At 56.8% G+C, this 12,985-nt stretch carries 13 protein-coding genes, 1 tRNA gene and 1 pseudogene; 2 read left to right on the plus strand and 13 right to left on the minus strand.

The window, feature by feature from the left end:
- Positions 1-8 precede the first annotated feature (8 nt).
- The 11 genes from mgtA to scfA form a co-directional block, all read right to left on the minus strand.
- On the minus strand, positions 9-2,663 hold the full coding sequence (gene mgtA / locus B5F98_RS01345; protein ID WP_343219381.1) for a magnesium-translocating P-type ATPase: 2,655 nt from the start codon (positions 2,661-2,663) through the stop codon (positions 9-11).
- A 145-nt stretch (positions 2,664-2,808) separates the two neighbouring features.
- On the minus strand, positions 2,809-3,795 hold the full coding sequence (gene pfkA, locus B5F98_RS01350) for a 6-phosphofructokinase (RefSeq protein WP_087229850.1): 987 nt from the start codon (positions 3,793-3,795) through the stop codon (positions 2,809-2,811).
- A gap of 37 nt (positions 3,796-3,832) precedes the next feature.
- Complete coding sequence (gene purB / locus B5F98_RS01355) at positions 3,833-5,269, minus strand: adenylosuccinate lyase (protein ID WP_087229853.1); 1,437 nt, start codon at positions 5,267-5,269, stop codon at positions 3,833-3,835.
- 226 nt (positions 5,270-5,495) lie between these two features.
- On the minus strand, positions 5,496-5,774 hold the full coding sequence (locus B5F98_RS01360) for a zinc-ribbon domain containing protein (protein ID WP_087229856.1): 279 nt from the start codon (positions 5,772-5,774) through the stop codon (positions 5,496-5,498).
- Positions 5,775-5,839: 65 nt separating this feature from the next.
- Positions 5,840-6,430, minus strand: coding sequence for a sigma-70 family RNA polymerase sigma factor (locus B5F98_RS01365; RefSeq protein ID WP_087369300.1), 591 nt, complete (start codon positions 6,428-6,430; stop codon positions 5,840-5,842).
- 100 nt (positions 6,431-6,530) lie between these two features.
- On the minus strand, positions 6,531-7,592 hold the full coding sequence (gene ruvB, locus B5F98_RS01370; RefSeq protein WP_087369301.1) for a Holliday junction branch migration DNA helicase RuvB: 1,062 nt from the start codon (positions 7,590-7,592) through the stop codon (positions 6,531-6,533).
- 16 nt (positions 7,593-7,608) lie between these two features.
- On the minus strand, positions 7,609-8,211 hold the full coding sequence (gene ruvA / locus B5F98_RS01375; protein ID WP_087369302.1) for a Holliday junction branch migration protein RuvA: 603 nt from the start codon (positions 8,209-8,211) through the stop codon (positions 7,609-7,611).
- 10 nt (positions 8,212-8,221) lie between these two features.
- On the minus strand, positions 8,222-8,722 hold the full coding sequence (ruvC, locus tag B5F98_RS01380; protein WP_087229868.1) for a crossover junction endodeoxyribonuclease RuvC: 501 nt from the start codon (positions 8,720-8,722) through the stop codon (positions 8,222-8,224).
- Between the two features lie 99 nt (positions 8,723-8,821).
- Positions 8,822-9,361 (minus strand): hypothetical protein, encoded by a 540-nt coding sequence (locus B5F98_RS01385; protein WP_143482706.1) that lies wholly within the window; start codon positions 9,359-9,361, stop codon positions 8,822-8,824.
- A gap of 204 nt (positions 9,362-9,565) precedes the next feature.
- Positions 9,566-10,927, minus strand: coding sequence for a thioether cross-link-forming SCIFF peptide maturase (scfB, locus tag B5F98_RS01390; RefSeq protein WP_087369304.1), 1,362 nt, complete (start codon positions 10,925-10,927; stop codon positions 9,566-9,568).
- Positions 10,928-11,001: 74 nt separating this feature from the next.
- Entirely contained in the window at positions 11,002-11,145 is a 144-nt protein-coding gene (gene scfA, locus B5F98_RS01395) for a six-cysteine ranthipeptide SCIFF (protein ID WP_087229878.1), read from the minus strand.
- A gap of 158 nt (positions 11,146-11,303) precedes the next feature.
- Here scfA and B5F98_RS01400 point away from each other — a divergent pair, with 158 nt between their 5' ends.
- Together B5F98_RS01400 and B5F98_RS01405 are read left to right on the plus strand one after the other, a co-directional pair.
- Entirely contained in the window at positions 11,304-11,756 is a 453-nt protein-coding gene (locus B5F98_RS01400) for a spore coat protein CotJB (RefSeq protein WP_087369305.1), read from the plus strand.
- Positions 11,756-11,947 (plus strand): annotated as a pseudogene (locus B5F98_RS01405) (manganese catalase family protein); the annotation flags it as partial. The gene B5F98_RS01400 and the pseudogene B5F98_RS01405, both read left to right, overlap by 1 nt.
- 95 nt (positions 11,948-12,042) lie before the next feature.
- Here B5F98_RS01405 and B5F98_RS01410 read toward each other — a convergent pair.
- Together B5F98_RS01410 and B5F98_RS01415 are read right to left on the minus strand one after the other, a co-directional pair.
- Positions 12,043-12,119: transfer RNA gene (locus B5F98_RS01410), tRNA-Pro, on the minus strand.
- Positions 12,120-12,257: 138 nt separating this feature from the next.
- On the minus strand, positions 12,258-12,941 hold the full coding sequence (locus tag B5F98_RS01415) for an ElyC/SanA/YdcF family protein (protein WP_087369306.1): 684 nt from the start codon (positions 12,939-12,941) through the stop codon (positions 12,258-12,260).
- Positions 12,942-12,985 lie beyond the last annotated feature (44 nt).

The raw sequence follows: 12,985 nt of genomic DNA on the forward strand, positions 1-12,985 counted from the left end.
CTCCTCTCTCAAAGTAGTTCACGGTACTTCTTGATATAGAAGCTTTTTGCCCATGTGACCAGCAACAGGTACAGCAGGACCACCACCACCAGGAAGATGAAATAAGGGATGGGCAGCGCAGTCAATCCGATAAGGTGCCCCATGGGGGTGAAGGTCAAAATGGTGAAAAACAGAATGCCCAGAGTTGTGACTAACATCACGGGCCGGGAAGGCCTGCTCTGGAGCAACGGCACTTTTTTGGTACGGAGTAGGTGCAAAATCAAGACCTGTGTCCACATGGACTCCAAAAACCATCCCGTTTGAAACAGGGCGATAAATCGAAGCTGCTCCTCGCTCCCTGCCAGGGAGGCGAAACTGCCATGGCAGACGGTGGGACAGAGCACAAAGAACAGGAATGCAAAGGTCAACAGGTCGAAAATAGAACTGATAGGGCCAAAAAAACGCATGAAACGGCCCAGTGTGCGCCCAGACCATTCCAGCGGCTGGGCACAGGCTTCCTGATCCACATTGTCCCACGGGAGGACCAGACACAGCATATCATAGAGCAGGTTTAGCAGCAACAGCTGCACCGAGGTCATGGGGAAAAAGGGCAGGAATACGCTGGCGATCACGATGGAAAAGATGTTTCCAAAATTGGAGGAGGCCGTAATCTTGATGTATTTGGATACGTTGGAAAAGGCTTTCCGCCCCTCCTGAATGCCTGCCTCCAGCACGTTGAGGTCTTTTTTTAGAAGGATGACATCGGCGCCTTCCTTGACCGCGTCAGCAGCTGTATCCACCGAAATACCTACATCCGATTCCACAATGGCGGGCAAGTCATTCATGCCGTCCCCCAGGAATCCCACAGTATGTCCATTGGTCTGTAGGGTCTGTACAATCTGTACTTTCTGTTTGGGGGACAGCTCTGCAAAGACGGTGGTGCGTTCAATTTTGATGGGGAGCTCGTTGTCACCCAATTCCTCCAGCTCTGCTCCCGTCAAGGTCTCGGTGGCGTCAACGCCAAGCCTGCGGCAGATGGAGACCGCCACACTTTTTTGATCGCCAGTCAGCACACGAATACCCACGTGGTGGTCCTGTAATGCTTGGATGGCGGCGGCAGCGGTGTGCTTGGGGGCATCAAAGAAGGCCAGGTAGCCCAGAAGGATGAGGCCTTGCTCGTCTACCGTTTCCAGGCTCTCATGGCCCAAGGGCTTATAGGCAATGGCCAGGACTTTCATGCCGTCCTCCAGCATTTCGTCCACAATGGCATGGACGCTGGCAAGGCCATCGGTAGCCATGACGCTGCGCTGGCCTCGATACTCCACGTGGCTACACCGAGAACACACGGCGTCAATGCTGCCTTTGACCAAGAGTAGCTTTTTCTCCCCCTGTTTTACCAAAATGCTGGACAGCTTCCGGTCATAGTCAAATGGAAACTCGTCCAGCTTTCTGTACTCTGCTTCCAATGCTTGAAAATGGTCACCATGCCCCGGCATGTTCCGACATGTGAGAATGGCATCATCCAGATGATTTCGCACCCCGGTATGGTACAGGCTGTTCAAATAGGCAAAGTCCAGCACCTGCTGGCTTTCGTTGCCCAGCACGTCCATATAATACTCCAGGGCAATGCGATCCCCCGTCAGGGTTCCGGTTTTATCCACACAGAGCACATCCATACTGCCAAAGCCCTGCATGGCATTAATGTTTTTCACCACCGTCTGCTTTTTGCCCATGGCAGAGCTGCCTTTGGCCAGACAGGCGTTGATGACCATGGGGAGCAGTTCCGGAGTCAGACCCACGGCCACAGATAGGGCAAACAGGAATGCAGAGAGCCAGTTGCCCTTGGTGGCGCCACAGGCGATGAACACCACGGGGACCAGAGCGACCATGAAATGAATCAGGACCCGCGCGATGGAATTGGCCCCCCGGTCAAATCGGTTGTTGCGGCTTGTCTCTGAGCTGGAGAAACCGCCGTAGACGGTATCCGGACCCACGGCTAGGACCACGCCCTCCCCGGTTCCTCCGATGACGGAGGAACCCATAAAGGCCAGATTGCTGTACTCCGCATAGGAGCGGGCTGTTCCCTGGGAGAGTGTTTTTGCGTGTTTCTCCAGAATGGTGCTCTCGCCCGTCAGGACGGATTGGGAGACAAAGAGGTCCTTTACATCTGTGAGACGAAGGTCTGCCGGGACCCGATCTCCTGCAACCAGGCGAACGGTGTCACCTACTACCAGTTGTGTAGAAGGCAGCCTGAGCCATTGTCCATTCCGAAGCACTAAAACGTTGGAGGCGATCATCTTGGTGAGGTGGTCTGCCACACGTTTTGCCCGTAGCTCCTGGATAAACCGTACCACCCCGCTGATGAGCAGCATACTCACAATGAGGGTCACGGTGGTGAAGTTGCGGCTGAAGTTGGAGGCCAGAAATACATCGGTCACCAGGGAGATGGCCGCCAAGACAAACAGAATGATGGAAAACGGGTTGATAAAGGCACGGCGCAAACGGTAGAGCACAGTGTCCGATGCCCGGCCGGACAAAATGTTTTTGCCATATTGCCCGTGACTGTCCTCTACCTGCTCGTCGCTGTACCCCTGTTGGGAAATGTGAAACTCTTTGTACAGTACATCGGTTCCGGTATATGCATAATCCAGTACACGTGGGTGAATGGTTCGATCCCCTTTCACTTGCCTCACCTCCATGTGGTCTGGTCTATCATACCATAGAATGGCCAGTTGGAAATCTTGCTTTTTCCTTGTTTTGCACCGTAGCGAAAAAATAGCCTCAAGCCAAACCTGTGGCTTGAGGCTATTTTATCAATCGTTGAATGAATTAGCCGTGGACGCCGGTGAGGTCACGGAGCATGCACAGGCTGCCCTCGTCAATTTCCTTCTTCATGCCCAGGGCTTCGTTGATGTCGTAGTCCACAATGTCGTCCCCGTTCATGGCCACCACACGGCAGGTCTTGCCCTCGGCCAGGAGGCGGACAGCATGATAACCCATGTTAGTGGCTACCATACGGTCACGGGCGGTGGGAGAGCCGCCGCGCTGGACGTGACCCAACACGGTGACACGGGTGTCCAGAGCGGTGTACTCCTTGATCTGCTGTGCCACGCCGTAGCCGCCGCCGGGCACGCCCTCGGCCACGATGACCATGAAGTGGGTGCGGCCACCCAGACGGGCCTGACGGATGGGGGTGATGACGTCCCGCTGGAAGTCCACGGGCTGCTCAGGGACCAGCACCACGGTGGCACCGCAGGAAATGCCGACGGCCACGGCCAGGTGTCCGGCCCGGTGGCCCATGACCTCCACCACAGAGCAGCGCTCGTGAGACTTCATGGTGTCACGGAGACGGTCGATGCTCTCCAGAGCGGTGTTGCAGGCGGTGTCGTAGCCGATGGTGTAGGAGGAACAGGCGATATCATTGTCGATGGTACCGGGGATACCGATGACAGAGATGCCGCTCTCAGCCAGGGTCAGCAGACCACGGAAGGTACCGTCGCCGCCGATACCCACCAGGGCATCCAGGCCCAGAAGCTTACAGGTGGCCAGGGCCTTCTCACGGCCGGCAGGCTCCTTGAACTCCAGGCTGCGGGCGGAGTACAGAATGGTACCACCCCGACGGGAGATATCGCTGACGCTTTCAAAATCCAGACGGGCAAAATCGCCGTTGATAAGGCCGTGATAGCCACGACGAATGCCGATACACTCAATTCCCATGTGCAGGGACGTTCTGACAACGGCGCGGATGGCGGCATTCATGCCGGGAGCGTCTCCGCCGCTGGTAAATACGCCGATACGATGCACTGCTGTATCCATGTTCATTCCTCCCAAAATATAAAATTGATGCGTGAAATTAAACCTTGAGTTCGGTGTGAACTCCAGTCAGAGCCTGAGAATGGGCCCCCAGTACGGGGGTGATGCACTCAGCAATGAAATCCTCCACCTGCTGGGGGCAGCGGCCAATGTAGCGGGAAGGCTCCATGTGGGCCACCAGTTCCTCCCGGCTCATGCCGAAGAGGGGATCTTCTGCAATGAGGTCGATGAGGTTGTTGTTCAGACCCAGGTCCTTCACATTGCGGCCAGCTTCCAGGGCGTGGACGCGGATGCGCTCGTGGAGCTCCTGACGGTCGCCGCCCTTCTTCACGGCGTCCATCATGATGTTCTCGCTGGCCATAAAGGGCAGCTCCTCCAGGATGTGCTTCTCAATCACCTTCTCGTGGACCACCAGACCGGCGGACACGTTCTCGTAGATGTTGAGAATGGCGTCCACAGCCAGGAAGGCCTCGGGCACAGAGATGCGCTTGTTGGCGGAGTCGTCCAGAGTGCGCTCAAACCACTGGGTGGCGGCGGTGAAGGTGGGGTTCATTACGTCGGCCATCACATAGCGGGCCAGGGCGCAGATGCGCTCGCAGCGCATGGGGTTGCGCTTATAGGGCATGGCAGAAGAGCCGATCTGCTTGCTCTCGAAGGGTTCCTCCACCTCTTTGAGGTGGCACAGGAGGCGCACGTCGGTGGCAAACTTGCTGGCGGACTGGGCGATACCGGAGAGGGTGGAGACGATGGCGGAGTCCACCTTCCGGGAGTAGGTCTGGCCGGATACGGGGACGGAGGCCTCGAAGCCCATCTCCTTGGCGATGCGGCGATCCAGCTCCTTGCACTTCTCGTGGTCCCCTTCAAACAGCTCCAGGAAGGAGGCCTGAGTTCCGGTGGTGCCCTTGCAGCCCAGCAGCTTCAGGTTGGCGATGCGGTACTCGATCTCCTCCAGGTCCATGAGCAGCTCGTTCATCCACAGGGTGGCGCGCTTGCCCACCGTGACCAGCTGAGCGGCCTGGAAGTGGGTAAAGCCAAGAGTGGGCAGAGCCTTGTATTTCAGGGCGAACTGGGACAGGTTGGACAGCACCCGCACCAGCTTGTCGCGAATCAGCTCCAGGCCTTCCCGCATGATGATCACATCGGTGTTGTCGCCCACATAGCAGCTGGTGGCGCCCAAGTGGATGATGGGCATGGCCTTGGGGCACAGGGTGCCGAAGGTATGAATGTGAGCCATGACGTCGTGGCGCAGCTCCTTCTCCTTCTGAGCGGCCAGGTCATAGTCGATGTCGGTCAGGTGGGCCTCCATCTCCTGAATTTGCTCCTGAGTCACGGGCAGGCCCAGCTCCATCTCGGCCCGAGCCAGCGCCACCCACAGCTTGCGCCATGTGGAGAACTTCTTGTCCGGAGAGAAGATGTACTGCATCTCATCACTGGCATAGCGAGACGAGAGAGGACTTTCGTAAATAGATTTGTTCACGGTGAAAAGAACCCCCTTATTGGATATGAGCAGGGAAAAACCTTGGATTCCCCACTTCGTTCAGGAACAAAAAACGGCTATCATTTCAATGTCCCGTAATGATAGCATTATATCACAGTTCGACAACCGGAACAAGATGTCCTTAGAAAAACGTTACCATGAACTGGCGAATAAAAACGGAGTTGCCGAGAAGGCAACTCCGTTTGGATGCAACAAAGATTGAGGCTTAGCCCTCTTCACGCATCTTGGCAAAGCACTCGCTGCAGTAAACAGGGCGGTCGGACTTGGGCTCAAAGGGAACCTTCGCCTCACGGCCACAAGCGGCGCAGGTGGCGGTGAAGTACTCACGGGGACCACGGGCGGCAGCCTTGCGAGCGTCGCGGCAGGCCTTGCAGCGCTGGGGCTCATTCTGGAAGCCGCGCTCAGCGTAGAACTCCTGCTCACCGGCGGTGAACACGAACTCCTGGCCACACTCTTTGCATACTAAAGTCTTGTCTTCGTACATGGAAATACCCTCTCTTTTGATGCCCAGAACCGGGAAATGCCTCTGCTGGGACTGTAATATTTGCGTCAGCTCTCGCTGAAATCGCCATAATATGGGGCAACCTTTCGTCGAATCCGTTGTACTGCGTTGTCCACAGACTTCACAGAGCGACCGACGTGGCAACTGATTTCCTGATAAGAGAGTCCTTGCAGGAACAGGGTCAAAACCTGCCGTTCAAGACAAGACAAACACTTGGTGAGCTGTTCCATCCGCTCCGTCTCTTCCTCTCTGGAGATATAGAGCTCTTCCGGACTGGAACCGCTCTCTGCCTCAATGGAGTCAAAGGGGACGCTGTCGTTCAAAGGTGTGTGTTTCCCCCGGGATGCAGAGGTAACGGCGGAACGAATGCGATTGCGAATGCAGACGTCGGCAAAGGTGCGAAAGGTAGCGTCACGACTGGGGTCAAATTCACGGATGGCTTTGATCAGTCCGAACATGGCCTCCTGAATCAAATCCTCGCTGTCGCCACCTGCCAAAAAGAAGGGGCGGGCACAGATGCGGACCTGCCGCTGATAGCGCAGAGCCAATTCTTCTTCAGCCGTCAAATCGCCCTCTCTGGCCTTTGCACAAAGTGCCTCATCAGAATATTCTGTTGTCAACTCCTCAATGTCCTTCATACTGTAACCTTGTTTATTTTTATCACAAACTGGCGCGATTGTCAATGATTTTTATGCAAAATCTAAAAAGCATCTGGAAAGGTTCTGGAAAACCTGGCAATCAAAAGGAAAGTTGTTCCATTTCTCCTCGGTTGGGTGGTGTCAGTCCCAGGTGTTCAAAGGCCTTGTAGGTGACGCAGCGGCCCCGGGGCGTGCGGGTGAGAAAGCCCAGCTGCATCAGATAGGGCTCGTACACATCCTCCAGGGTGACGGACTCCTCGTTGATGGTGGCGGCCAAGGTGTCCAGGCCTACAGGCCCGCCGTTGTAATTCTCGATGATGCTCAACAGCATGCGGCGGTCGATCTGGTCCAGGCCCAAGGCGTCGATCTCCAGCGCTTGCAGGGCCCGATCAGCTACCCCCTGGGTAATGACGCCCCCAGCAGTGACCTGGGCGAAGTCTCGCACCCGCCGCAGCATCCGGTTGGCAATACGGGGCGTGCCCCTGCTGCGTCGGGCAATCTCCATGGCTCCGTCTGGCTCGATGGGTACGTTGAGAATGCCGGCCGAACGGGTGACGATCTCGCTGAGCTCTTCGGGGGTGTACAGTTCCAGCCGGAGGGTGACGCCAAAGCGGTCCCGCAGAGGGGCGGACAACTGCCCTGCCCGGGTGGTGGCGCCGATAAGAGTGAACTTGGGCAGGTCCAGGCGGATGGAGTTGGCGGAAGGGCCTTTGCCAATCATAATGTCAATGGCGTAGTCTTCCATGGCCGGGTAGAGAATCTCCTCCACCGAGCGGTTCAGCCGATGGATTTCGTCCACAAACAGAATGTCATTTTCCTGGAGGTTGGTGAGCAGAGCCGCCAAATCCCCCGGCTTTTCAATGGCGGGGCCGGAGGTGATACGGATCTGTACCCCCATCTCGTTGGCGATGATGCCGCTGAGGGTGGTTTTGCCCAGGCCCGGGGGGCCATGGAGCAGCACGTGGTCCAGGGGTTCTCCCCGCATTTTGGCCGCCTGGATGAACACCTCCAGGTTGGCCTTGGCCTTGGATTGGCCGATGTACTGATCCAGGGTCTGAGGCCGCAGAGAGGCCTCCCCGTCGTCCGCTGGGGTCAGAGAGGTGCTGACCAGGGGCTCAAAGTCCGACCCTTCATATTCGTGGTTGGAAAAATCAATGCTCATATCTGTCACACCTCATTTAGCGGACCATGCGCTTGAGCGCCTGCTTGATGATCTCTTCCAAGGTCAGCTGGTCCACATCCAGGCCCTTCAACGCAGCGGCAATCTCCGGTTGGCTGTACCCCAGGACGGCCAGAGCCGCCGAGGCCTCGCTGGTTTTGTTTTCGGGAATGATGGTCACGCCGCCGGCAAAGGCTTCCCCGCTGCTGGTGGTGAGCTGTCCTTTGGACAGCTTGTCCTTGAGCTCCAGGATGATGCGCTGGGCGATCTTTTTTCCGATGCCAGGGGCGCAGGTCAGGGCCTTCTCGTTTTCCGAGACGATGGCCAGAGCCAGTCCCTCCGGCGTATTGGAGGAGAGAATGGCCAGGGCAGCCTTGGGGCCTACACCGGACACTCCAATGAGCATCTGGAAGCTGGATAATTCGCTCTCCGTGGAAAATCCGTAGAGCTCAAAAATATCCTCCCGGACGTGGAGGTAGGTGTAGAGCTTGGCCTGTGCCCCGCGGGTCAGACCAGCTAAGGTGTGGTTGGTGGTGCGGCAGGCATAGCCCACGCCGCCGCAGTCAATGACAGCCAGATAGGGGCCAATATGGGCCACCGTTCCGTTGAGATAGTAAAACATAGCTTACTCCTTAGGTATGGTTCATAGATCGAGATAGCAGCGAGGTGCAGCTGCGGGCATGGCACAGGGCGATGGCCACCGCATCGGCAGCGTCATCCGGCTTGGGTACACTGGCCAGGTGGAGTAACTTTCGGGTCATCTCCATCACCTGTCGTTTTTCCGCCTTGCCGTATCCCACCACGGCCTGCTTGACCTGGGAGGGATTGTATTCCACCACAGGCAGACCGCATTTCTCTGCGGTCATTAAAATCACCCCTCTGGCCTGGGCCACGCCGATGCCGGTGGTGACGTTTTGGTTGAAGAATAGCTCCTCGATGGCCAGAACCTCCGGGTGAAACTGCCCGATCAGTTCCTCCAGGTCTGTGGCGATTTGCCACAGTCGGGCGGGGAGTCGCACTCCTGCCGGGGTGTTGATGGCCCCGCAGGCCACCAGCTGCTGTCTACCAGGCTGGGAGTCGATGAGGCCAAATCCAACAATGGCATAGCCTGGGTCAATCCCCAATATCCGCACTCGGTTCTCCCTCCCCTGCTCTGAAAATTTACTCGAACTATTGTATCATAATTTGCTACCAGCCGCAAGGGAAAGGGAGTACCGGGTACCCCGGACTTTTCAGCCTAAGGGGAGCATAGAGAGCAACTTTTGGCACAACCCCGGGAGAAGGAATGGGAGCAAATGCCCTTGAAGGAAGTAGGAGAGACCAAACAGGGCCCCACAGCAGACCAGCGCAGACCATGGAGGCAGGAGTTTGGCCGAGGACTCCTGGGGGATACATTTGCGCAGCGCATTGGTAAACGACCACTTTGCCACATACAGGGTGAGAGGCAGCACCAAAATGGCGGAGATTCCAAAGAATAGAGCCCCCCATCCCAGACCAGAGAGGCCGAACATGGCTACAAAGCTGGAACAGGCATAGCTGAGGAGAAAGCACCGGATGAGGAGTACGCATGGTACCCCTACCACGCCGGGGGGCCCAAAACTCAGCAGCACCAACAGCAAGGGCCAGCAGAGAATGTCCCAAACGGTGGACCAGAAGGAGACGGAAGGAACTGTTCCCTGGGCCACCGACTGAAAATAGCTGGTCAATTGGTCGGAAAACTGGGGATGACGGCCCCCAAGCGCAGCAAAAATGCTGCCCAGCAGTACGCCCACCAGGCAGAATATGCATAGAAAGAAGAGCGGGCCTCTCTCCCGCCGTTTCCCCTGTCCCCGGGATGTTCGTGGCGAATATAGCCGCTTGGGATGCGTCATCGTTTCATCACCTCTTGCTAACCTATGCATCCCCGGGGAAACTATGCAAAAGAGAATCGCCGCCCCTGTGAAAGAGGCGGCGATTGAGATAGCCTGGAAAGGAATTTAGACCATACCGGCACGGTGGGCCTTCATGGCGATGGCGCACTCCAGACGCTTGCGCTGCATGTCGCAGCCAAACCGATTGGGAATCATCATGTCCCCGTTGACCTCCAGATTGGAGGCGGAGCAGCCGCCGCTGCAATAGAAGCGGGCCCAGCAGTCCTTACAGTCAGGGCGGGTGTAGATGTTCAGCCCGGCAAACTTCCGGGAGATGTCCATGTCAAAGGTGTTGTCGTACACGTTGCCCAGCTTGTACTCTTCCTTGCCCACAAACTGGTGGCAGGGATAGATATCACCGTCGGGGGTGATGGCCACATACTCGCAGCCAGCGCCACAGCCACGCATGCGCTTGATGACACAGGGGCCCTGGGTGAGGTCTACGTTGAAGTGGAAGAAGTTGATGTCGTCCCGGTCCAGCAGCTCCCGGGCCAGGTTCTCGTACTCCTCCAGAATGCCGGGCAGGTCCTCCTCCTTGAAGGTGTAGTCATACTTGGCATCTCCCACCACAGGCTCCACAGACACATTGCGGAAGCCCTGGTCAGCGATGTGGATGACGTCCTGGGCAAAGTCCCGATTGTGACGGGTGAAGGTACCACGCAAGTAGTAGTCCTTGTCACCACGTCCAGCCACCAGCTTCTGGAACTTGGGGAGAATCACATCGTAGCTGCCCTTGCCGTTGACGGTGGGGCGCATGTTGTCGTTGACCTCGGGGCGGCCATCCAGAGAGAGCACGGCGTTGGACATGTTCTCGTTGATGTAATCGATGGTTTCATCGTCCAGCAGAATGCCATTGGTGGTGATGGTGAACCGGAAGTTCTTGTTGTGCTCCTTCTCCAGGGAACGGGCGTAGTCCACGGTGGCCTTGACGGTGTCCATGGCCATGAGGGGCTCGCCGCCGAAGAAGTCCACCTCGATGTTGTGGCGCTTGCCGGAGCGGGCGATGACAAAGTCAATGGCCTTCTTGGCGGTCTCCACATTCATGGTCATGCGGTGGCCGGTACCGAAGTCGCCGGTGGAGGCAAAGCAGTACTTGCAACGCAGGTTGCAGTCGTGGGAGACGTGGAGGCACAGGGCCTTGACGGGGGCATCCTTCTGCATGAGCACAGCGGCCTCAGGGTCGATGTAGGTATCGTCCGTGAAGAGGAGCCCCTGCTGCTGCAGCTGGTAGAGATCGTCCCAGGCGCAGTTGAGAGATTCCCGGTCGTACTGAGGCAACTTGGCAGCCACCTCGTCCGGGCAGTGCTCTGCCATGGGGCCGTCCAGCAGGGACAGCAGGTCGTAAGCGGTCTGGTCCAGCACATGCACGGCACCGCTGTTCACATCCACCGCGATATTCGCATCCAAACAGTGAAAAGTATGTACCATAATAACTAGTTCTCCTTCAAACACACAGAAAAAGGGTGGGACAAGGCCCACCCTTTCCGGTGTCTAATCAATGATTAGTGATTGTTCTCACACTTCTGATTGGCGACAGTGCAGGAAGTCTTGCAAGCGGACTGGCAAGAGGTCTGGCACTCGCCACAGCCACCGTGAGCAGCGCTCTGCTTCAGAGTAGCACCGTTGAGAGTCTTGACGTGAGTCATGGATATCCCTCCATTCAGCTTATTTAATGGCATTGTACCACAGTTTTCACAGCATTTCAATATGCAGTTTTTGCGGGTGGCTGTCAACCTGGGTGGGGATGGCATAGGATGGTGTGGCATGTGATGCTAAAATGTTTGAGGAGGCCACTCTTTTGAATATGAACGAACCCACCAACCGCCCCTGCGGTGACGGGATGGGGACACTCCCATCCTGCGCGCCCTTGGCGGTCCCCTATGTTCCGTTTCAGCAGAACGGGAGCCAGACCTATGCCCAGCAGGACGCTCTGGCCAACGGCACCCTGTTTCCCGGCCTGAATCTGCCCTTCCAGATCAACGCAGTGGCGGCCACTCCGCCCCAGACTGGGGCCTTGGAGCTCCAGGCCTTGAGTTTTGTCCTCACCGAGCTGGGCCTGTATCTGGACACCCATCCCCAGGACAAAGAGGCGTTCGACCTCTTCCGGGAGTATGCCAAGCTGGCCAAGGAGGGCCGACGCCGTTACGAGGCCATGTATGGGCCACTCACCCAGCAGGCGGCGGCCAATCAGGACCAGTACACCTGGCTCAATGATCCCTGGCCCTGGGAGTATCGTCAGGAAGGAGGAATGCGCTGATGTTTGTCTATGAGAAAAAGCTACAGTACCCCGTGCGCATCAAGAACACCAATCCCAAGCTGGCTGCCCTGATTATCAGTCAATACGGTGGCCCAGACGGCGAACTGGGTGCTTCCCTGCGCTATCTCAGCCAGCGGTATTCCATGCCATGGCCAGAGCTGAAAGGGCTACTCACCGATATCGGTACAGAAGGGTCAAAATGATACCATGCAAGGTGCAGGTTCACACAGCCAGCCGAGGCAATAAAAAAGACACCACCGACCTTTGTCGATGGTGTCTTTTTTATTGGTCCGAGTGACAGGACTTGAACCTGCGGCCTCTTGACCCCCAGTCAAGCGCGATACCAAACTTCGCCACACCCGGATGTTCAATTTTGCTCGGTCGATTGACCTTAGATATACTAGCATACGAGAAAGAAAAATGCAAGAGGGAATTTGCGTTTTTTTGAAAAATTTTTTCGTCCAGGCGGCGGGGCTCAAAACTGCCCCGCCGCCCCAGAGGTTAACCGTCGTTGGTCACATCTCCGTCTCCACTGACGGGGATGGCTTCGCCTAGATAAGTAGGCTCAGGCTTCCAGATGGAGGTGAAGAAATCTTTGACCCGAGCCAGGACTTCCCGGGCATCTCTCTGCCACTGCCTTGCGTAGTCCTCCCCGTCGGCGGCGACTCCGTAGGCATCCAGCCCCAGCGCCTGGGCAATGTAGATGGCCCGATACAGGTGGTATTCCTGGGAGACAATGACCACCTTCTGGGCTTGGAAAATCTCCTTTGCCCGGTACATGCTCTCATAGGTGGAAAATCCGGCGTGGTCCATAAAGACGTCGGAGGACGGAACGCCGGCGGCCATGGCATACTGCTTCATGGCGTTCACTTCGTCATAGCCTTCCCGTCCGTGATCGCCGCTCATCAGCAGTTTCGGAGCAACATTCAGTTCATAGAGCTCCACGCTCCGCTCCAGACGATCCGCCAGCATGAGACTGGGGGTGCCATCGGCCTTGACGCCGCAGCCCAGTACCAGAATGCAGTCCACACCGGTCAGTTCTGCGGCCTGCTCTGCGGTGAGGATTCGCTCCCCTCCCACATGGGTGACCCGTGCGTTAATGGCAAATACGGACACAATGCCCAGCACCGTGCACGCCAGCACAATGCAGGTAAAAATCTTGGTGATACGCAGCAAGAGTTTCATTGGGGAATCTTCCCCCTTTCTGTATAGGTAGCCACAGTGTATCT

It is taken from the genome of Pseudoflavonifractor sp. An44 (genome assembly GCF_002161675.1).
Taxonomy (GTDB): Bacteria; Bacillota; Clostridia; order Oscillospirales; family Oscillospiraceae; genus Enterenecus; species Enterenecus faecium.